General features: G+C 36.9%; 22 protein-coding genes. 5 read left to right on the top strand and 17 right to left on the bottom strand.

The window, feature by feature from the left end:
• Positions 1–62: 62 nt before the first annotated feature.
• Together J2T03_RS19500 and J2T03_RS19495 are read right to left on the bottom strand one after the other, a co-directional pair.
• Positions 63–1,250: a glycosyltransferase family 4 protein gene (locus J2T03_RS19500; protein ID WP_307220992.1), complete on the bottom strand. Its 1,188-nt coding sequence runs from the start codon at positions 1,248–1,250 to the stop codon at positions 63–65.
• Positions 1,247–2,224, bottom strand: coding sequence for a glycosyltransferase family protein (locus tag J2T03_RS19495; protein WP_306845469.1), 978 nt, complete (start codon positions 2,222–2,224; stop codon positions 1,247–1,249). The genes J2T03_RS19500 and J2T03_RS19495 overlap by 4 nt, the downstream gene beginning before the upstream one ends.
• 59 nt (positions 2,225–2,283) lie before the next feature.
• On the opposite strand from J2T03_RS19495, the gene J2T03_RS19490 reads away from it, so the two are divergent.
• Complete coding sequence (locus J2T03_RS19490; RefSeq protein ID WP_307220990.1) at positions 2,284–3,363, top strand: glycosyltransferase family 4 protein; 1,080 nt, start codon at positions 2,284–2,286, stop codon at positions 3,361–3,363.
• Here J2T03_RS19490 and J2T03_RS19485 read toward each other — a convergent pair.
• From J2T03_RS19485 to pdxA, 9 genes are all read right to left on the bottom strand, one after another.
• Entirely contained in the window at positions 3,360–4,103 is a 744-nt protein-coding gene (locus J2T03_RS19485) for a polysaccharide deacetylase family protein (protein WP_307220987.1), read from the bottom strand. The genes J2T03_RS19490 and J2T03_RS19485 overlap by 4 nt on opposite strands.
• Before the next feature lie 322 nt (positions 4,104–4,425).
• On the bottom strand, positions 4,426–5,181 hold the full coding sequence (locus J2T03_RS19480) for a glycosyltransferase family 2 protein (protein WP_306845463.1): 756 nt from the start codon (positions 5,179–5,181) through the stop codon (positions 4,426–4,428).
• The gene (gene rocD / locus J2T03_RS19475; RefSeq protein WP_306845461.1) at positions 5,181–6,428 is read right to left on the bottom strand and encodes an ornithine--oxo-acid transaminase; all 1,248 of its coding nucleotides are present in this window, start codon (positions 6,426–6,428) and stop codon (positions 5,181–5,183) included. The genes J2T03_RS19480 and rocD overlap by 1 nt, the downstream gene beginning before the upstream one ends.
• Before the next feature lie 331 nt (positions 6,429–6,759).
• Positions 6,760–7,167 (bottom strand): type VI secretion system tube protein TssD, encoded by a 408-nt coding sequence (gene tssD, locus J2T03_RS19470; protein ID WP_306845459.1) that lies wholly within the window; start codon positions 7,165–7,167, stop codon positions 6,760–6,762.
• Positions 7,168–7,498: 331 nt separating this feature from the next.
• Positions 7,499–8,854: an acetyl-CoA carboxylase biotin carboxylase subunit gene (gene accC, locus J2T03_RS19465; protein WP_306845457.1), complete on the bottom strand. Its 1,356-nt coding sequence runs from the start codon at positions 8,852–8,854 to the stop codon at positions 7,499–7,501.
• A 98-nt stretch (positions 8,855–8,952) separates the two neighbouring features.
• A complete protein-coding gene (gene accB / locus J2T03_RS19460; RefSeq protein ID WP_306845456.1) occupies positions 8,953–9,435 on the bottom strand; it encodes an acetyl-CoA carboxylase biotin carboxyl carrier protein in 483 nt (160 codons plus the stop codon).
• A gap of 127 nt (positions 9,436–9,562) precedes the next feature.
• On the bottom strand, positions 9,563–9,766 hold the full coding sequence (gene rpmF / locus J2T03_RS19455; protein ID WP_007843326.1) for a 50S ribosomal protein L32: 204 nt from the start codon (positions 9,764–9,766) through the stop codon (positions 9,563–9,565).
• A gap of 66 nt (positions 9,767–9,832) precedes the next feature.
• Positions 9,833–10,363: a YceD family protein gene (locus J2T03_RS19450; protein WP_306845450.1), complete on the bottom strand. Its 531-nt coding sequence runs from the start codon at positions 10,361–10,363 to the stop codon at positions 9,833–9,835.
• 84 nt (positions 10,364–10,447) lie between these two features.
• Entirely contained in the window at positions 10,448–11,539 is a 1,092-nt protein-coding gene (gene pdxA / locus J2T03_RS19445; protein WP_307220985.1) for a 4-hydroxythreonine-4-phosphate dehydrogenase PdxA, read from the bottom strand.
• A 48-nt stretch (positions 11,540–11,587) separates the two neighbouring features.
• Here pdxA and J2T03_RS19440 point away from each other — a divergent pair, with 48 nt between their 5' ends.
• Genes J2T03_RS19440 through J2T03_RS19430 form a run of 3 tightly spaced genes read left to right on the top strand, consistent with a single transcriptional unit; the run spans position 11,588 to position 14,323 of the window.
• Positions 11,588–12,172 (top strand): riboflavin synthase, encoded by a 585-nt coding sequence (locus tag J2T03_RS19440; protein ID WP_307220983.1) that lies wholly within the window; start codon positions 11,588–11,590, stop codon positions 12,170–12,172.
• Position 12,173: 1 nt separating this feature from the next.
• Positions 12,174–13,628: a sensor histidine kinase gene (locus J2T03_RS19435; protein WP_306845444.1), complete on the top strand. Its 1,455-nt coding sequence runs from the start codon at positions 12,174–12,176 to the stop codon at positions 13,626–13,628.
• Positions 13,628–14,323: a tRNA1(Val) (adenine(37)-N6)-methyltransferase gene (locus tag J2T03_RS19430; RefSeq protein ID WP_307220981.1), complete on the top strand. Its 696-nt coding sequence runs from the start codon at positions 13,628–13,630 to the stop codon at positions 14,321–14,323. Before J2T03_RS19435 ends, J2T03_RS19430 begins: the two co-directional genes overlap by 1 nt.
• Positions 14,324–14,389: 66 nt before the next feature.
• Here the strand turns inward: J2T03_RS19430 and J2T03_RS19425 are convergent, their stop codons facing one another.
• Together J2T03_RS19425 and rpmH are read right to left on the bottom strand one after the other, a co-directional pair.
• A complete protein-coding gene (locus J2T03_RS19425; protein WP_111955548.1) occupies positions 14,390–15,100 on the bottom strand; it encodes a cell division ATP-binding protein FtsE in 711 nt (236 codons plus the stop codon).
• A gap of 155 nt (positions 15,101–15,255) precedes the next feature.
• Positions 15,256–15,414, bottom strand: coding sequence for a 50S ribosomal protein L34 (gene rpmH, locus J2T03_RS19420; protein WP_034701860.1), 159 nt, complete (start codon positions 15,412–15,414; stop codon positions 15,256–15,258).
• 235 nt (positions 15,415–15,649) lie between these two features.
• Here rpmH and J2T03_RS19415 point away from each other — a divergent pair, with 235 nt between their 5' ends.
• Positions 15,650–16,654, top strand: coding sequence for a DHH family phosphoesterase (locus tag J2T03_RS19415; RefSeq protein WP_306845434.1), 1,005 nt, complete (start codon positions 15,650–15,652; stop codon positions 16,652–16,654).
• A 46-nt stretch (positions 16,655–16,700) separates the two neighbouring features.
• Here J2T03_RS19415 and J2T03_RS19410 read toward each other — a convergent pair whose 3' ends face one another.
• From J2T03_RS19410 to J2T03_RS19395, 4 genes are all read right to left on the bottom strand, one after another.
• A complete protein-coding gene (locus J2T03_RS19410; protein ID WP_306845432.1) occupies positions 16,701–17,510 on the bottom strand; it encodes a patatin-like phospholipase family protein in 810 nt (269 codons plus the stop codon).
• A gap of 72 nt (positions 17,511–17,582) precedes the next feature.
• On the bottom strand, positions 17,583–18,365 hold the full coding sequence (locus tag J2T03_RS19405; protein ID WP_307220980.1) for an alpha/beta fold hydrolase: 783 nt from the start codon (positions 18,363–18,365) through the stop codon (positions 17,583–17,585).
• A gap of 101 nt (positions 18,366–18,466) precedes the next feature.
• Entirely contained in the window at positions 18,467–18,991 is a 525-nt protein-coding gene (locus tag J2T03_RS19400; protein ID WP_306845428.1) for a biopolymer transporter ExbD, read from the bottom strand.
• A gap of 196 nt (positions 18,992–19,187) precedes the next feature.
• Entirely contained in the window at positions 19,188–20,738 is a 1,551-nt protein-coding gene (locus tag J2T03_RS19395; protein WP_307220978.1) for a T9SS type A sorting domain-containing protein, read from the bottom strand.
• Positions 20,739–20,816 lie beyond the last annotated feature (78 nt).

Here is a 20,816-nt window from a genome sequence, read left to right as displayed (position 1 = left end):
TCTAAAACTTAGGATGAACTAAGAAATCCGGGTTATCTCTGTAGATAGACAGACTGTATTTTCTATATAATCTCCTGATAATAATGTACCGTTTCATCAACCATCTTATCAATGCTGAATTTTAATTCTACTAATTTTCTTGCATTAACGGATAGCCTGTTTCTCAGATCAGCATCTTCAAAAATGAGACTTATCTTTTCATGGAAGTTTCCTTCCTCGGCAATCAAGCCGTTTATAGGCTCCTCTATAATTTCTTTAAAGGAATCTATTGCAGAACATACAATAGGTTTCTGCATGGCCATTACCTCAAGCAAAGATAAGCTAAAATTTTCACCTTTAGATGGGAAGCACACCACCTCTGCTTTGCCGATGAGCTCTACAATTTCCGTTCCCGATTTATTACCATAAAAATGAATTGAATTCCGGGTCTCCATGTCCTGAATATTCTCAGTGATATAGGTAGGGTAATGATTAGAGTTCCCGATAAAATGGAGTGACGCTTCCGGATGGTTTTTTTTAAGCTTAATAAAGGAATTGATCAAAGTTTCTGCGCCTTTTTCAAAAGAAACATTCCCTAAAAAGAAAACAGATTTAGGAAAAATTTCTACATTTTCTGCAGGCTTGTAGAATGTTTCATCAATGCCATTGTAAATGAGTTTCGGATCTTTGATACCGAACAGTGTTTTATTGATTTTCTCATTGTACCGGGATATCGTAATGATATTTTCTTGGCCTTTAAAAGCTTCTTTTTCACAAAAGATTCTTCCCTTATGAACTTTTTTGTAACCGAAATATTTTTCCAGAACAGACCACGAGCCGTGGCATCTGATCACACAAGGAATTTCTTTAGGGATAGAAAGTGCCAGACCATCGAAATCATGGGTTTCTGCAATATCAAAATGGAGGCTATTCTTCTTGATCCAGGCATTGATCTGATCAGAGATGCCTTTTTTCTCATACAAATAGGTTTTAAAATGAATCTGCTCAAGAATTTTCAGTTTTCCTGTAAAAGATCTTACAAGCTCAAGAAGAGGATTGGCTTTGAAAATATCTTTGATAGAATGGATTTTTACACCATCTTCCTCTATATCAAATATATATTTTGAGATTAAGAAAACATGTACTGAAATACCCCTCTTTACAAGTTCTGTACATAAATTTTTATAAAAGACGCCTGTACCGCCCATTTTAGGAGTGCGGGATGATTTGTATTCCCTGGTTACAATAAGCACATTTTTAATTTCTTTCATGAATTCAGTTTAAATACAGTGTTCACCCAATGGTCAAGAGTATACTTATAATAAACTTCTTCAGGCAGTTTTTCGTATGGCGTAGTGAAAAAATCTTTTTTCAGATTACGGAAATTTTTATCCAGTACCAAAATATTATTGGGATTATAAAAATCATACGTTTTAATCGTGGGATTATCCGTAATAATTTTCTTTTCCAGGGCCATGGCTTCAAATATCCTGAAGCTGAGCCCGGTCTGGTCGGCCCGCATCAGGTCAAGGATTGCTTTAGTATTCTTATAATAGGCAGGCAGTACGTGATGAGGTATCTTTTTTCTTCCGAACTTTAAGATATCAATATTCTTCTTATCAATGATCTGGTTCAGTTTATTTTTCCAGCCTTTTTTACCGACCATATAGACCTCGAATTTTATTTTCATCGGATGTATACGGTTAATTAATAGATTCAACGCAGAAAGCCTTTTTTGGTCATAAGACGTGATGTAGAACAGATCCAGCTTCGGACACTGTTTGGCTGCCGGAATATGATCGAGATAATTATAATTGGTGATCTTTTCGAATCCGAAGTTTTTCACATCTTCATCATCAAAAGAAAAAATCGTGTCAAAATAATGAAGAAGATGTGTAGCTGGGTTTCTTGCCATACTGTCATAGAGGTAGGCAATGTTCCGGTCTGCATATTCTCTGATTTTCTGATGGATGCTCTCATCAATAGCCTCAGGATTGATGACCAGAATCTGATCCTGTCGCCCTATTTTTTCCAGAGATTCCAGTATGAAACTTTGTCTTTTGTGATATTTCGGATTTTTGCCCAGAAAAATCTTGCTGAACGTGTTTTTTATACGCTCTCCCGTATTTTTGTGGGTAAAGGCTCCGATGTTGATATGGCATGCTTCAATGCCTTTATCACTCAGTTTTTCCACTATGTGTTCATCATAATGCCAGAAATCGAAGCTGATTAAACAAATTTTCATACTGCAAAAATAAAAATTTCATATTTAAATTTATATTTTTGATGAAAAGCCTGACCGGAATGAAAAAGAAAATCCTTATTGATGCCGAAAGATTGAAGTACCCGAAGTCGGGAATCGCCAACGTATGTGTTTCATTAATAAAGGGTCTGGACGAGAAACCCTCTGATTTTGAGTATACTTTTTACGGACCAAAAAAAAATATTCCGCAGACAAAAAAAAACTTTAATATTATCAACTGGAAGTTCTGGCAGAAGAAATTTTCTATAAATACTCAATCTTTTTCCCTGATCCATACCGCTCATCAGCTTTCCAAATATTTTCATATTGTAAAAAAAGGGCAGAAAAAGGTAGTAACGCTCCATGATCTTAATTTTCTTCACGATGGAAGTTCGGAACAAAAAGTAAAAAAATATACAAAACTGGTTCAGAAAAATATAGGTAATGCAGATGCCATAGTTTGTATTTCAGAATTTGTAAAAGAAGATTTTCTTAAGAACAGGAAATTTTTTACTTTAAAAAACAATGTTAAAGTAAAAGTGATCTATAACGGACTGGTTTTTCCTGTAACCACAGAGTTCACTTCTGAACATACTTACGGTTTCATCGGGAAGAAATATATTTTAAATATCGGGGTGCTTTTCCCAAAAAAAAATCAAGAAGCGCTTTTAGACCTTATTTCAAAAAATGACAGGCATCTTGTATTGGTAACTTCATCTGCAAAATCTGCCTATAAAGAGAGATTTTTAGAGAAAATAAAAATACTGGGACTGGAAGGGAAAGTGCATATTTTGGAAAATATAGATAATAATGAAAAATATTTTCTTCTCCAGCATTGCGAATCGTATTGTCATCCCTCATTGGCAGAAGGTTTTGGCATTCCTCCCGTTGAGGCCATGTATTTTGGAAAGCCTGTTTTTTTAAGCAAATTAACCAGCCTTCCTGAAATTGGAGGGGATCTGGCTTTTTATTTTGACGACTTTTCAGTGGAGCATATGCAGCAGGTTTATGCATACGGAATGCAGACTTATGGTTCCAGGACGGCTGAATATGCCTTACAGCTAAAGCAGAGAGCCATAAAGTTCGGATACCTTGAAATGGCCGGAGCTTATGAAAAACTTTACAATGAGCTGCTGAATTAAAGCTTAATCTTTCCGAGCCTTAATTTCCACTTAAATACATCAAAACTGTCACCACCCCTGATGTCAATCCTTTTGATCTCAAATTTATTTTTCCATGGATAGTAGGCAATATTGTTACCGATGCGTACTGCAGAAATAATTCCTGCCTTTTCGAGTATGGAGAAGAATTCTTTTTTTTGTTCTCTTTTCTTAGGAAATTTGCCATAAGGGTAAGCGAGCACCTTGGTAAACGGTATTTCATTTTCTTCAAGGGTACGGATATTTTTATGAATATCATCTGCTGCTTCCTGCAGTGAGATCTGCGAATAGTTCTTATGAGAGTGGCTGTGAAGTGCAATTTCCACAATTTCAGGGTTGAGGGACCTGATCTCATCAAAGGTCATTAACTGGCGGTTTTCACTTGTTTCATTTTCCTGGATAAGTTCGGTCGGAATGAAGATTGTGGCTTTCAAGCGATATTTTTCCAACAATGGGACCAAGTACTGAAGATTGTTGAGATAGCCATCATCAAAAGTGAGTATAAGCTTGCGCTTCAGCTGGCCATTAGCCTTCAGGTCATTAAAAAATAAAGTGTTATAATTATTTTTAATGTACTTAAATTGCTGTTCCAGATCTTCTGCTGAAACCGTCAGCAAATCTCTGCAGGAAATTTTTTTCTCCGGCAGAACTTTATGATACATGAGAATACGGACACTTTCTGTTCCTGAAAATCCGAGTGTCCTTTTGACAAATCTGAGCATGGTTATCTGAATGTATAAACCGTATGTTTTATGGAATGATTGTCGATAAAATTATTTACGGGCTATATAATTGTATTTATTACCGACTAACTGATTCCCTGAATAATATATGAGTCTACAAAAAAAGACATCTGTTACAGAATTCAAAATTAATTAAATATTGAACGCACTGGCTTAAAAATATATTAAAATAAGATTTAACTTCAAAATTAAAGAAGGTGTATTAAGTAAGGACAGCAAACAGGAAAAAGAAATACGCAGAATAGAACAGCCGGCTATAATACAATTAAGCTGACTGTTTTTATTTTAATCTGAAAGATATTTATTTGAATTTGTAGATCTCGTTTATTTTTATGTATTTCAGAAAGGTGTAAAATGCTCCGGTAATCGATATATAAAATCCGGCAACACCATCCAGAAAGCCCAGCTTAAAAAAATAGGTTTTCATAAAGTCATAGAACGGGGAAAAAATAATCTTAAAAAGAGATACAGATTTTCCGTTCAAAACTTTTTTTTCTGCCATGAGTTGTGTATAATTATTGATCTTTTCAATGTGATGGGCAATGCTTTTATAGGTGTAGTGATCAATATTTCCGGGAAGTTTTCCTTTTTTATCCTGTGTAATAAAACATTCATGCACCAGATCGTCAGAGTATTTTCCGTGGCCTTTTCTGAAGAATCTTTCTCTCCACACATTACCCCAGCCACCATATTTTATGGTTTTCTTCAGCAGGATATTGTTGAAGTGGATTTCGTATACGTTATAGGCAGGACTGGAAGTTGTTAAAACTTCTTTAATAGCATTTACAGCAGTTTTATCCGGAACTTCATCAGAATCCAAAAACAGTATCCATTCTCCGGAAGCTTCAGACAGGGTATAGTTTTTCTGACAGCCGAAGCCGTGAAATTTTTTTCTGATAAATTTTACTTTTGGAAACCCAGTGCAGATCTCTTCAGTTTTGTCTGTGGAAAAAGAATCAACGACAATAATCTCATCAGCTATCTCATAGACGCTGCTGATACTTTTTTCAATGATTCTTTCCCCATTTAAAACAATATAACAGACTGATAACTTCATTAACGAAATTCTGTAATAGTTTTTTCAATGATTTTGACACAGTCTAAAAGCTGCTCTTCTGTAATAACCAAAGGTGGTGCCAATCTGATGATATTACCATGGGTAGGTTTGGCCAAAAGACCATTTTCCTTTAGCTGCAGACATAAATTCCATGCTGTAGAGCTGTCTGGAGTATCATTAATCAAAATAGCATTCAAAAGGCCTTTTCCTCTTACTTTGGTAATAAGACTGTTTTCTTTAATGATCTTTTCTATTTCTGCTCTGAAAAGCTGGCCCAAATGTTCTGCTCTTTCGGAAAGTTTCTCATCGGCAACTACATCCAATGCTGCTACTGCTACGGCACACGCGACAGGATTTCCTCCGAATGTAGAACCGTGCTGTCCTGGTCTAATCACATTCATAATGCTGTCATCGGCCAACACTGCAGAAACAGGATACATTCCTCCGGAAAGGGCTTTCCCTAAAATAAGAATATCAGGCTGTACATTTTCGTGATGGCAGGCAATCAGTTGTCCTGTTCTTGCAATACCGGTCTGTACCTCATCTGCAATAAACAGTACGTTATGTTTTTTACATAATTCAGAAGCATTTTTCAGGAAACCTTCATCCGGAACATAAACACCGGCTTCACCCTGAATAGGCTCCACTAAAAATGCAGCGATATTTTCTGCTTCTCTGTTCAGCACCTCTTCTAACGCTGCAGTATCATTGTAAGGTATCTTTATGAATCCTGGTGTGAAGGGGCCATAGTTTTGGTTAGCATCGGGATCGTTGGAGAAAGAAACAATGGTAGTTGTTCTTCCGTGGAAATTATTTTCGCATACGATGATCTTGGCTGCATTTTCTGAAATTCCCTTTACTTCATAGCTCCATTTTCTGGCTAATTTTACGGCCGTTTCTACGGCTTCAGCTCCGGAATTCATAGGAAGTACCTTGTCAAATCCAAAAAGGGAAGTAATTTTTTTCTCGTATTCGCCTAATTTTGAATTGTAAAATGCTCTTGAGGTCAGGGCTAGTTTCTGAGCCTGATCTACAAGTGCGGCTACTATTTTGGGGTGGGAATGTCCTTGGTTCACAGCAGAATATGCTGAAAGAAAATCATAGTATTTCTTGCCTTCCACGTCCCATACAAAAACGCCTTCTCCTCGGTCAAGGACCACTGGCAGAGGGTGATAGTTATGGGCTCCATGTTTGTCTTCAAGGTCAATAAAATACTGTGAGTTTTTTGCTGTTGCTGCTGTTGACATATGTTTTGGTTTTTGACAAATTTAAGCATTATTAATGAGATGCATGAACAAAAACGTAATACGGTACAGGATAGTATTTAAAGTGTATTTTCACGTTGGGATGTGCTGTTTTAGAAAATATTTCTTTCCTGACCAGACGGTGTAGGTTTTATATCTTTCCGGCATGATCTGAATTATTTTTAGAACAGTGTTTTGTTATATTTGGTTCATGTTCATACACACTGCAATCTTTTAAAGAACAGTATTTTTTCAATACAGCAAAAAAGACAGAATAGTATCCCTTACTTCGGTTTACCATTCTGTCTGATGTTTTGATTTAGAAATTAGATTCTTAAGATGTAGGCCATTCTGCTCTATAAGAAGAATTACCCAGATCAATAAGTTCTGCACTTACTACAAAGCTGATGTACATACTGTTGTCATCTACCGCATCGAAATCTACTTCGTGCTGGATAACATATCCGTTTTCCCATTTCAAAGTAGTCAGTGTTCCTTCTTCATGAGACTTGTTGAATGTAACCTCTCCGGTTGTAGGCTTGTATTTTCCGTTAAGAAGACTTTCCAGAATATCTGATTTTTCTGTAGCTTCAACCGTAATTTTGATCAATGCATTAGAAGGATCTGATGCCACTCTTCCTGATACATCTGTAGAACGGGATACACTGTAGTTAAGTTTTAATAACTTCTGTCCTTCACCGCCATTGAATTTTAGAATTCCTCTTGAATTTCTTTCTGCCATGATTAGTAAATTTTAAATGTTAATATTGTGTGATTTGATATCTTATGTCACCAAATTTAGAAGTAATTATATTATCAAGAAAAAAAAATTGAGGAAATCTTAAAAAGTGTCGTAATTCTTCGACTAACAGTTGTTAGGTTTGTTGTTGGCTAAAAATCAGTGATTTATGTATTTTTATATTAAGGATCTGTAGACTCCCGATGGATAGGACGATTGGATGGGGTCTTGAAATACATATAAATTTTTATTCAAAAAAATAAGTCATTGTAGAATCAAGCATAAAAAAACTGCCTCAGAAATGAGGCAGTTTTACATTTATATATCAATAATCTTAGTGATTATCATATTTTCTATCCATTACAAAATCTTCCATGAATTTTGTTGTATAGTTTCCGGCCAGATAATCTTCATTATCCATCAGCTGTCTATGGAAAGGAATAGTTGTTTTTACCCCTTCAATATAAAATTCTTCCAATGCGCGTTTCATTTTAGCGATAGCTTCCTCACGGGTTTGAGCCGTAGTAATAAGCTTAGCGATCATTGAGTCATAATTGGAAGGAATGGTATATCCTGAATATACGTGAGTATCTACTCTGATTCCGTGTCCGCCGGGAATATTTAATCTTGTGATTTTCCCGGGAGAAGGTCTGAAGTCGGCATAAGGATCTTCAGCATTGATTCTACACTCAATTGAGTGTAATTTCGGGTAATAGTTGATTCCTGAAATAGGCGTTCCTGCAGCAAGAAGGATCTGTTCTCTGATCAGGTCATAATCAATTACCTGTTCAGTGATAGGATGTTCCACCTGAATTCTTGTATTCATTTCCATGAAATAGAAATTTCTGTGTTTATCTACAAGGAATTCAATAGTTCCCACCCCTTCATATCCAATAAATTCAGCAGCTTTTACGGCAGCTTCACCCATTTTCTCACGAAGTTCATCAGTCATGAACGGAGAAGGAGTTTCTTCAGTCAGTTTCTGGTTTCTTCTCTGTACAGAACAGTCTCTTTCAGAAAGATGGCATGCTTTACCAAATTGGTCACCTGCAACCTGAATCTCGATATGTCTTGGCTCTTCAATCAGTTTCTCCATGTACATTCCTCCGTTTCCGAAGGCCGCCACAGCTTCCTGAATTGCAGATTCCCAGTGATCTTTAAGGTCTTCAGCTTTCCATACGGCTCTCATTCCTTTTCCGCCGCCACCTGCAGTAGCTTTGATCATCACAGGATATCCCGTTTCTTCAGCTACTTTTACAGCATGCTCGTAAGATTCGATTAATCCGTCAGAACCGGGTACACATGGTACTCCTGCAGCTTTCATCGTTGCTTTGGCGTTTGCCTTATCACCCATTTTTTCGATCTGTTCAGGAGAAGCACCAATGAATTTGATGTTATTTTTCTGGCAGATTCTGGAGAAGTTGGCATTTTCAGACAGGAATCCGTAACCTGGATGAATGGCATCAGCATTAGTAATTTCTGCTGCCGCAATAATATTAGGGATTTTAAGGTAAGAGTCCTTGCTCATAGCAGGACCTATACAAACTGCTTCATCAGCAAATCTTACATGAAGGCTGTCTTTGTCTGCAGTAGAGTATACCGCAACGGTCTTGATCCCCATTTCTTTGCAGGTACGTAAAATACGCATTGCAATTTCGCCACGATTGGCTATTAATATTTTTTTGAACATCTTCTTCAATTTGAAAATTAGATAATTTGAAAATTAGATAATGTTATTTTGAATGCAGAATTAAGTCTAACATCTAATGTCTAACATCTAACTCTAAATTAAGATGGGTCTACTAAGAATAAAGGCTGGTCATATTCTACCGGAGTGGCGTCGTCTACTAAGATCTTAACAATTTTTCCGCTGATCTCAGAATCGATCTGGTTGAATAACTTCATTGCTTCGATTACGCAAACTACTTTTCCTGCAGAAACTTCGTCACCTACATTTACAAATACATCTTTATCCGGTGATGGTTTTCTGTAGAAAGTACCGATCATAGGAGATTTGATAGCTACATATTTGCTGTCATCAGATGCTGCTTCCGCTTTTTCAGCAGGAGCCGCTGCCGGAGCTGCTACAGGAGCAGGAGCCGATGCAGCCTGAGGAGCTGTATGGTAAACTGCAGGCTGTGCATAAACCGCATCGCTACCGGCTAATGGAGTTTTAATAGTGATTTCGAAATCTTTAGTTTTGTATTTTACTTCTGAAACTTCAGCTTTAGATACAAACTTAATAAGATTCTGTATGTCTTTAATGTCCATAAATTTGATATTTGATTTTGTCCCAAAGATACCAAAAAAACACAAAAAACAACAAAAAACCGCCTAATTTTATCAAAATTGGGCGGTTTTTGTATTAAAATGAGGCTTTTTTAATGAAAAGCGACTCTTAGTTTTCTTCTGTAGTTGCTACTTCTTTTTCCAATACTACTTTACCTCTGTAGTAAAGTTTTCCTTCATGCCAGTGAGCTCTGTGGTAAAGGTGAAGTTCACCAGTTGTTGCATCTTTAGCTAATTGAGGAACTACTGCTTTATAATGAGTTCTTCTCTTATCTCTTCTTGTGGACGACTGTCTTCTCTTAGGATGTGCCATTTTGAATAACTTTTTTAATTGATGAGCGATGAGATTCATCATCTCATCATATTTAAATTATTTTATTTAATTATTATCTTTTAACTTTCTTAGCGCGTCCCATCTGGGATCGCTATTATAATTTTCCTCCTCAGGCTCTTCAATATCTTTTGGACTGAACCTGTTCAGAATTTCCAGATCTTCATCGCTTACATTCGGTGAAATCTTTTTCATCGGTATAGAAAGCTGTACATTTTCATAGATCAGCTGCGCCACATTGAATGCATGATCTGAGGCTGGGATGGTAATGACGTCTTCATTGCTGTCGTCGTATTCTTCACCAAAATGCACCAAAATTCTAATCTCGTTTTCAATAGGATAGTTGAATTCATCATTTGTGATATCACAAATAAGTTCTACTGTTCCATGTACTTTGATCTCAAATTCTAAAAATGTAGTATGCTTTTCAAGAAAAACATCTGCTGTTATTTTAGGATTTGTAAATTCCTGTTCAGTGTCAAATAATTGAAAGAACGTTTTATCTATCTCAAATTTGAACACGTGCTTACCGTTTTTAAGTCCGGAAAAGCTTACGTCATAGTTTCTTAACTTGTCCATAAAATGAGTGTGCAAAAATATGCAATTTTTTTATAATAACAAATAAAATTCATAACAAATTAATTTAAAATTTGTTTTAACAATTTATCCTTCGTTTTCGTCTGGAAGATCTTCATCTACTCCGTTATCAATAACCATTTTTCTCGGCTGCATACGATTGTTCATCAGGTCGTTATATTCGCTTCTGTTCTTGAAAATTTTAATAGCAGTGAAGATAGCTTCAGTAAAACTTTGTTCATCAGCCATGTTTTTTCCGGCGATATCATAAGCGACTCCATGATCCGGTGAAGTTCTGATAAACGGAAGTCCTGCCGTATAATTTACGCCTTCTTCATAGGCTAATGTTTTAAAGGGAGCAAGTCCCTGATCATGATACATTGCTAAAACAGCATCAAAACTTTTGTATTTATTAGGCTGGAAAAAACTGTCAGCAGGATAAGGTCCAAATGCCAGTATTCCGTTGTCAGAAAGCTCTTTTATTGCCGGCTCTATGATCTCGATCTCTTCTTTTCCGATTACGCCTCCGTCTCCTGCATGAGGGTTCAGTCCTAATACTGCGATTTTCGGTTTCTGTACACAGAAATCTTCGATTAATGTCTGATTCAGAGCTCTGATCTGTTTTTTTATTTTTTCTTTGGAAATATTTTCTGCAACACTGGCAATCGGGATATGGTGTGTGGATACCGCTACTTTAAGATCTTCTGTAACCAAGAACATCAGCCCCTTTTTACTGAATTTTTCCTCAAAATAGCCTGTGTGCCCTGCATGTTTAAAGCCCATTTTTACCATTTCATCCTTGTTGATAGGTGCTGTAACAAGCACGTCAATCTCTCCTTTCATTAAGGCTTCGGTAGCCAGTTCCAGAGAATCAATAGCCATTTTGGTAGATTCTTCTGTAGGAACACCCAACTCTACATTCACGTTATCTTTGGTGAGGTTCACCATATTGAGTTTCCCTGCCTGAGCCTGTGATGCTTCATTGATGTAGTTGAAATTCAGATTCAGCTTGAAAATATTCTTCTGGAAGGTAAATAACTTTCCCGAGCCAAAAATCACCGGAGTGAAAAAATCCGTAATGGTTTTGTCACTCAGGGATTTCATGATGATCTCCGGACCGATGCCGTTAAAATCACCGATTGAAATTCCTACTCGTACTTTATGGTTTTTTGGGCTCATTTTGATTATCTTTGAAGATTATAATTTACAAATTTAGCAAAAAATAATATGTTCACAGGAATTATTGAAGCAGTTGGTGTTATTGAAAAGATTGAAGAAAAAGGAAGCAACATAGATTTCACATTAACATGCCCTTTTACAAGCGAACTGAAAATAGATCAAAGCCTTGCTCATAACGGGTGCTGCCTTACAGTTGTAGAGATTAAAGATAGCCAATATGTGGTGACGGCAATCAATGAAACACTGGAAAAGACCAACCTTGGAAAATGGGATGTGGGTACTGTGGTAAATCTTGAACGATGCATGAAGATGGATGGAAGGTTAGACGGACATATTGTGCAGGGACATGTTGATAAAACCGGTGAAGTAACAGGAATTGAAAACAAGGACGGAAGCTATTTTATTACCATTAAATATGAAGACAATGGTAGTTTTGTAACTGTTCCGCAGGGTTCCATTACGGTAAACGGAATAAGCCTTACAGTGGCAAAAAGTGAAGACACACAGTTTTCTGTAGCCATTATTCCGTATACTTGGGAGTTTACAAATATGCAGCATCTTAAAATCGGAGATAAAGTTAATTTAGAATTTGACATCATTGGTAAGTATATTGCTAGGTTAATTAAAAAATAGGATGCCAGTAAGTAAATACAGAGGATACAGTTTAAGGAACCGGGTATTTTTCGGATTCTTACTCGTATGTTTTTTAAGTGTTGTCGCTACATCGCTGGTTCCTTATTTTGTTTTAAGGAATAACTCCCTGCAGCAGAGTAATATTGATATGCAGGAGAAGACCAATGCGGTGATGAGGTATCTGGATTATGCTGTGAGCCGCACCCTTGTGGAGACAGAGGACCTGCCACAAGTTTTGGGAAATAAGATTTTTGAAATAGCAGATATCAACCAGCATGATATTGTGATCTATGATCTGAAAGGAAATTATCTTCTTTCCAATAAAGATGAAAGTCTTATTGACCAGAGAGTCATTCCGCTCAATATAGTCAATAAAATTCTGGCTACTGATTCCAGAGTTGATATTAAAGGGTATGACAAGACCAAAGATGCAGGACGTACTTCCTCTTATCTTCTTTTAAAAAATAATGAGCTTGAGCCCATAGGAATTGTATATATTCCTTTGTATCACAATGAATCTGCTTATCTTGATGTTCTTCATCAATACGTTAAATATATCTTATTGGTGGATATTTTCCTGATTCTGTTCAGTATCTGGATAAGCTGGGTAACATCTAACAGTCTGGCTAAAAATATCACTAAATTTTCTGATATGATCACCCGTATTACATTATTTGAAAATGAAATGCGGCCTATCAGATACTATAAAAACGATGAGCTTAATGCATTGGCAAGAGCTTACAACAGAATGATCCTGCAGATCCAGGACCAAAAAGAAAGATTACGTTTCAAGGCGTCTGAAGAAGCCTGGAGGGAAATGGCCAAACAGGTCGCCCATGAGGTTAAGAACCCTCTTACCCCAATGAAACTTACCATCCAGAATTTTGAGAGAAAATTTGATCCTGAAAATCCAAACATCAGAGAAAGGGTAAAACAGATGAGCAAAACCATGGTAGATCAGATTGATCTGATCGCGACTGTTGCTTCAGCTTTCTCGGAATTTGCAAAACTTCCCGAAAAAAATAATGAAGTCATCAATCTTAATACTGAGGTTGAAGATATTCTGCGTGTTTTCAATGATGACAGTATTTTTATGCACTCCAATAAAGGCAATATTATGATCAATATGGACAGGATTTATCTTTCCAGGATTATAACCAACCTTGTCACCAATGCAAAACAGGCCCAAAGTGATGAACGTAAACTGATCATTAACGTAGATGTGGAGCAGCATCAGAGAAGGGTAATGATTTCCGTACAGGACAACGGAATCGGGATTTCTGAAAATATGTACGAAAGGATATTTGAGCCTAATTTCACCTCTAAAAACAGCGGTATGGGGCTTGGGCTTTCTATGGTAAGAAAAATGGTCGAAGACTACAAAGGGGAGATCGCAGTGAAATCAGAAGTAGGGAAGGGGTCTACATTTACTATTACATTACCTACAAATTTATAGTGAAGCCTTTTAAATTTAAATATTTTGAAATTCAGCAGTCAAAAGAAGTCTTTCGTGTAGGCACAGACGGTGTTTTGCTGGGTGTTTTGGCTGATATAGAAGGTGCTTCAGAAGTTTTGGAGATAGGAACCGGAACCGGCCTGATTTCATTAATGCTTGCTCAGAGAAATGCTCACGCCTCTTTTCTGGGGATTGATATCAATGAAGATGCAGCTTTGCTAACAAAAACGAATTTCGAATATTCTCCTTTTTATTCAAGGCTGAAAAATATCCATCAGGATCTTAAAACTTTTAAAACAGAAAAAAAATTTGACCTGATTGTTTCAAATCCTCCTTATTTCGAAGAATCCGGATCTGATAAAGATAAAATAGCACGTCAGACTGTAGAGCTGAACTTTCAGCAGCTTGTTTCAATATCTGCAAAACTTCTGTCTGATCATGGTGTTCTGTCGGTTATTATCCCTGTTGAAGCCGGCAGTGTTTTTATTGAAATAGCGTCAGAAAACCGTTTATTCTTAAAACGAAAAGTTAATATTAAAGGGATTGAAAATTCAAAAACTAAAAGATTAGTTCTTGAATTTTCGTTCGCAGAAGGAAGAATCGAGGAATCTGATTTTGTAATAGAAAAAAGTCCGAGACAATACTCGGACCAATATCTTGAACTCACGAAGGAGTTTCATGTCTTTAGAAAATAGAAGCTAGAGATTAGAAGTTAGATAATCCAGATCAGCTATCTTTCGGTCTCTATTTTTTTCTTAATTTTACTCAAATAATTCTGCAGTATCCAATACTGATACTTTTCCGTCTTCACATCTGATGGCTTCACCCGGGAAGTTCTGTATCATATGATAATCATGTGTTGCCATTACTACAGCAGCTCCGTTTTCAAGGGCTACCTGCTTCAGAAGCGTCATGATTTCGTTGGATGTTTCCGGGTCAAGATTTCCTGTCGGCTCATCCGCTAAGATCAGATCAGGATGATTCAGTAAAGCTCTTGCAATAGCGATACGTTGCTGCTCGCCTCCTGAAAGTTCATGCGGCATCTTGTGCTTTTTGCTTTTCATATTTACGCTTCCCAGAACTTCATTGATGCGGTCTTCCATTTTTATTTTATCGCTCCATCCTGTGGCTTCAAGAACGAATTTTAGGTTTTTTTCAACTGTTCTGTCGGAAAGAAGCTGGAAGTCCTGAAATACAATCCCTAGTTTTCTTCTCAGGTTAGGAATATCTGAAGGTCTCAGCTTGGCAAGTTCAAAACCTACCACAGCTCCATGTCCTGATGCTAAAGGAATGTGTCCGTAAAGTGTTTTCAGAAGGGAGCTTTTTCCGGAACCTGTCTTTCCGATAAGGTAACAGAATCTGCCCTTTTTGATGTTAAGATTAACATCAGAAAGAACAGTGAAGTTTTTTTGCGCAATTTTTGCGTGCTGTAAGCTTATAATATTATCTCCGGAGATATGTGTATGCGGCATAATTCAATTTTATAGTGCTATTTCTAAAATATTTTTTCAGATCTTAAAAATAGAAAAAAGAAGCTTAAAAACCTTAAACTTTAGGAAAGTTTAACAACAAAAAATGCCTGAAAAACTTCTTTTCAAGCATGATCTGTATATGATAATTCGAGATATTATCTCTTAGCGCGGGCTGCACTAACAGTTAAACTCTTTCTGCCTTTAGCTCTTCTTGCTGCCAAAACTCTTCTACCATTTGGCGTAGACATTCTTTCTCTGAAACCGTGTTTGTTTCTTTTCTTTCTTTCTGATGGCTGGAATGTTCTTTTACTCATTACTATATATTTAAATCGTAATTAATCTATTAATTTTCAGGTTGCAAAGATATAGAAATTTTTAAAAGTTACAAATTTTACTCATCTTTTTTTAGAAATTATTTGAAATGCTTTTTATTCCAATATTGACAAACTGTGCCAAGAAACGAAATTTTGTGTAAAGAAATAATATTTAGCTGATTTATTTAAAAGCTCTATCTTTGAAAACTCAAATTTAAAGAAAAATAAACACACGATGTTTACACCAGCAGAACTTTTAGATATCAATACATTACTTACGCCCGAAAATAAGATAATTATCCTTACCCACTATAACCCGGATGGAGATGCCATAGGTTCCAGTCTGGGATTAAAGCATTATCTTGGGGCAAAAGGAATTCCGACTGATGTAATTGTTCCCAATGATTTTCCGAAATTTCTGAAATGGATGCCGGAATCTAAAAAGGTGATCATCGGCGAGTATAAGAGAAAGCATGCATTTGATCTGATCAGCGGGGCAGACGTTATCTTCTGCCTTGATTTTAATTCTCCTTCAAGGATAGGGCTGCTGGGCGAATGGTTAAGCAAATCTAAAGCTAAGAAGATTCTCATCGACCATCATCAGCAACCGGAAAATTTTGACTTTGTATATTCTGATACGGTAATTCCTGCTACTTCGCAGATGATCTATCATTTTATTGAAGCAATGGAAGATGAAAAGCTGGTGAACCAGGATGTTGCAGAATGTCTTTATACAGGAATCATGACAGATACAGGTGGTTTCCGTTTCCGTTCCACAAGTGCAACGACCCACAGGATTATTGCTCATCTGATAGAAAAAGGAGCTGATCCGTCCGTTATAACCTCAAATACATGGGATACCAATACGGTTTCCCGTCTTCATCTTCTTGCTCTCGTACTAGGAAGGATAGAAGTGGTGAATGATGGCAAAGTGGCCGTGCTGTCTCTTACAAGAAATGAGCTAAAGGAATTTGGCTTTCAGAAAGGAGATACAGAAGGTTTTGTAAACTATGGACTGAGCATTGCGGGAGTTAAAATGGCGGCTTTCTTTATGGAAGACCTGTATGATGATTTTATCAAGATCTCGTTCAGAAGTAAGGATGATGTGGATGTGAATCAGTTTTCCAGAAAATATTTCAGTGGCGGCGGACACATCAATGCAGCAGGTGGAAAATCTGATGAATCTCTTCAGGATACTATCGAGACATTTAAGAAAAGGCTGGAGCAGGAGGAATTATAAGAAATTGTCGTATGAAAATACAGACTGATTTCGGTCAGTAAACTACTTACACTCCGAGGTTCATATCTTTAGTATATCCCTTGCTTTCAAGTTCTTTACAGGTGTATTCATATACTTCCTGAAACATGATATCAAGGTTTTTCTTACTGAACAAACTGAATTTTGTCATTTTAGGTGGATCTAAAAAAATATCACACGACTTTGCTTTGGAGTAGACCGATTTGGCGATCGCTAAATGGAGGATACGGTCGAATTCCTTCATAAGACTCATTTTATTTAATTCATCATAGCTTATTGAATTGACATGTGAGGCAATTAAAAAATCACATTTGTCAATGATCGGCTCTATAGGAAGATTATCCAAAACGCCTCCGTCAACATATATTTTTTCACCCATTCTCACAGGAGGCAAAATAAACGGAACGCTTGTTGAGGCCAAAAGCGGTCCGAAAAGCTCACCTTCCGAAAAGAAATCCACAATTCCGTGGGTCATTTCTGTAGCTGCAACATAAACGGGGATTTTTAAGATTTTAAAATCATTCTCTGGAAAATGATCATTAAAAAGTTTTAAGATGAAATTAGAGCTGAAAATACCGTTTTTAGAAAGTTTCAGGTAAGACCTTGAAAAAAATGTCGTTTGCTTTACAATATCCATCATCTCATCCGGCGATTTTCCGAAGGAATAAAATGCTCCCACAATAGAGCCGGCGCTGGTTCCAGAAATGATATGCGGTCTCAGATTATATTCTTCCAGTGCTTTCAGTACTGCGATATGGGCAATTCCGCGCATACCTCCACCGGAAAGCGTAAGGCCGATGACCGGCAGTTTCTTTTTTTTGAACGAGAATAAGCCCATTGAAATAATTATTCCTTACTAAGATACAAGAAATTTTGATATGCACCGGCCAATAAAGCCATTGTCGGGTTATTACAGGACTAATTTCTTGGGAAGGTTATGAAGAAGTTCCGCATTGATAATTTCTGCGCAGATGCTGGGTTTTTCCCAGTGCCCATTGTGTCCACAGTCCAGGATATAGGATTTTATATTGGTTCTGTCCGGAAGATGTTTGATCATCATATCTGTTTTTACAGCATTATCGTGTTTTCCTGCCAATATCAGAATTTTTGCTTCCAGGTTTTGCATGACATCTTTTTTGTCCGTTCTTTCCACCATGCCTTTTACACAGGCAAGAGCTCCCAGATTGTTGGTAGAAAGTGCGGTCTCAAGTGCGGTTTCAATTTTTCCTTCCAGAACATCTCTTTCATTGGGATTGAAAAGATTTGGAATTCCCGCCCGTACATAATGGGGAAAAGAATCTTTGATGATCCTGTAACTTTTGATCCGCTGTTGTTTTTTTTCTTCATCGTCTGGAAAATAAGTGGAAAAAAATAAAGTCAGACTTTTAAGAGTTGCAGGATACTTTTCTGCAAAAGCCAGTGAAGTATATCCTCCCATGGAATGCCCTAAAAGATGTACTTTATCAAGCTTCTCGTGATCTAAAACTTTTTTCACTTCATCAGCCATCAGCTCCATAGTGTGGACTTCAGCCAGGATGTCGGACTGGCCATGGCCGGGAAGATCTATTTTCAACAGTGAAAAATCTCTGGAAAGATGTGGCTCCATATCACTCCAGATAGAAAGGTTTTCCATAAAGCCGTGAAGCAGTACCAGAATCTCTTTTCCATTTCCTTTTCTTTCAAAGTTCAGCATAATCTTAAATTTTATAACAGTTAAAATGTTCAGCTGACGATGTCAGTTGTATCTTCAAATTTACATAAAAAAAGAGCATTGTAAAAAAATGCTCCTTTGTATTATCTGATTAATTCAGTATAAATTTTCTCTTCCCATGGTTTTATATCTGTAATCCCGTATTTTTCTTTTTTAGAGATCGCGATATTGTCCAGAATATCCACGAAATTTTTATAATTGGCCTCATCGGTAGGTTTTACAATGATTGTAAAGTTCTCCGGCACTGGAGCGTTTTTATAAGCTTCAGAAATAATCTTGGAAATTTTTACACCGCTGAAATCTGTTTCTTTCAAATTTCCTGTAGTTAAATCTTTTTCATTACTCTGGTGGTAAAATACCCTGTTGTCTTTTCCCAAAATAAAGGTAACCTGGTTTTGATCTCCAATATAAGGTGTATTTATCGGACGTGGGTTAGGATCCTTTGCAGGAAGTCCCAGATCCATCACATTGGGTTTTGTGAAATTAGTAGTAAACATGAAGAATGTGATCAGTAAAAATCCCAGATCCACCATTGGAGTCATGTCTACTCGGATTAATTTTTTCTTTTGTTTGCCTCCCTGTTTTTCTTGTGCAATTACTTCAGCCATAATTAATATTTTTAAATGTTAAACGGTTTTTGGTAAAAAGTAGAGTGTTGGTACTTATTTGAAGGAATCTATACAAAGTTTATACCTAAAATTAATAAATGGTAATAAATTTTTAAATTCATGATATGTTTGACATGAAAAAGCCTTGTGAGGTTTTATATTCACAAGGCTTTATGATTTTTTAAGAATATGATTACTATTGGGTTATGAGTAGTTTCTCAGATAGAATAATCTTTTCCTTGTTTTCTACCTGAATAATGTAGGTGCCACTTATGAATTGATTAATATTTATAGAAGTCTTTATACCCTTATACTTTCCAGAGAATAATTTTCTTCCGGACATATCGGTAATATGTACAACCGTTTCTGCGGGAAGATGATCCAGATAAATAATATCTTTTGCCGGGTTAGGATAAATCATTGGCTTATTAATAAGTTGGGTTTCTTCAGTGTTTAATTGGTTGGAGCCTAATTTGATGATCCATGCGTCATTGTTTCCGTGGTAGCCTGTAATATTTCCGTCTGCAGAAAAAACCATACCTGCGATTATATATCCGCCATCAGCTGTCTGTTGAATGGAATAGGCTTCATCAAAATCACTTCCACCCAATAATTTCTGCCATTGTATGTTTCCTGAGGCATCTAATTTTAAGATCCAGTAATCGAAACTTCCATGATTTCCTGTCACATCTCCGTCAAAAGAACCGGTTCCCCCTGCAACGATATATCCTCCGTCAGAAGTAGTTTGGATAGAGTAAGGATGATCGCCACCGCTACCACCAAAATATCTTTGCCATAATGTATTTCCGTTAACATCTAATTTTGCCACACAATAATTGGCTATTCCGAACATTGTCGGAATTTCAGAGTTTACAGAATTAGACAAGCCGGCAACAATATATTCTCCCTCTGATGTTTGTTGGATAGATTGTGCGGAATCAGCAAGATTACCCAGCAATGATTTCTGCCATTGCACAACTCCTGAGGCATCTAATTTTACAATCCAGAAATCTTCGTTTCCATAATTTATAGTAACATCTCCATTCGTAGAGCTGGCTGCCCCTGCAATAATGTATCCTCCGTCAGAGGTCTGCTGGATTGAATTGGCTCTTTCATAAGAAGTTCCCCCCAGTGACTTCTGCCATTGTATAGTTCCTGAGGCATCCAGTTTTACAATCCAGTAATCGAAACTTCCATGATTTCCTGTCACATCTCCATCAAAAGAACCAGTTCCCCCTGCAACGATATACCCTCCGTCAGAAGTTTGCCGGACAGAATTGGCTATATCCTGATTACTCCCACCCAATGATTTTTGCCATTGCATATTTCCTGAGGCATCTAATTTCACAATCCAGTAATCAAAATTCCCATGATTTCCTGTCACGTCTCCGTCGGTAGAATTAGACTCCCCTGCAATAATATATCCTCCGTCAGAGGTTTGTTGAATAAAATTGGCGTTGTCATAAGAACTCCCACCTAGTGATTTTTGCCATTGTATAGTTCCTGAGGCATCCAGTTTTACAATCCAGAAATCAGAATCTCCATGATTTCCTGTCACATCTCCGTCGGTAGAAGAAGACTCCCCGGCAACGATATAGCCTCCATCAGAAGTTTGCTGGACAGATTTTGCTTGATCTCCATAACTTCCTCCCAGTGATTTCTGCCATTGTATAGCAGGCGCGGTCTGTGCCGGCAGAAAGGAGTAAATGATCAGGGAAAATAAAAAAGTAAATTTAAAATATTTCATATGTGATTGTATTTGAATGACTCAGGATGTAATTTAATGAAAAAAGGGAATTGTTTTCAAATCAATTAGTAAGTGTAG

Origin of the sequence: Chryseobacterium lathyri, from assembly GCF_030812195.1 — a bacterium.
Classification (GTDB): domain Bacteria; phylum Bacteroidota; class Bacteroidia; order Flavobacteriales; family Weeksellaceae; genus Chryseobacterium; species Chryseobacterium lathyri_A.
Note: the sequence above shows the minus strand (reverse complement) of the source record. Positions and strands in the feature narration are given on the sequence as shown.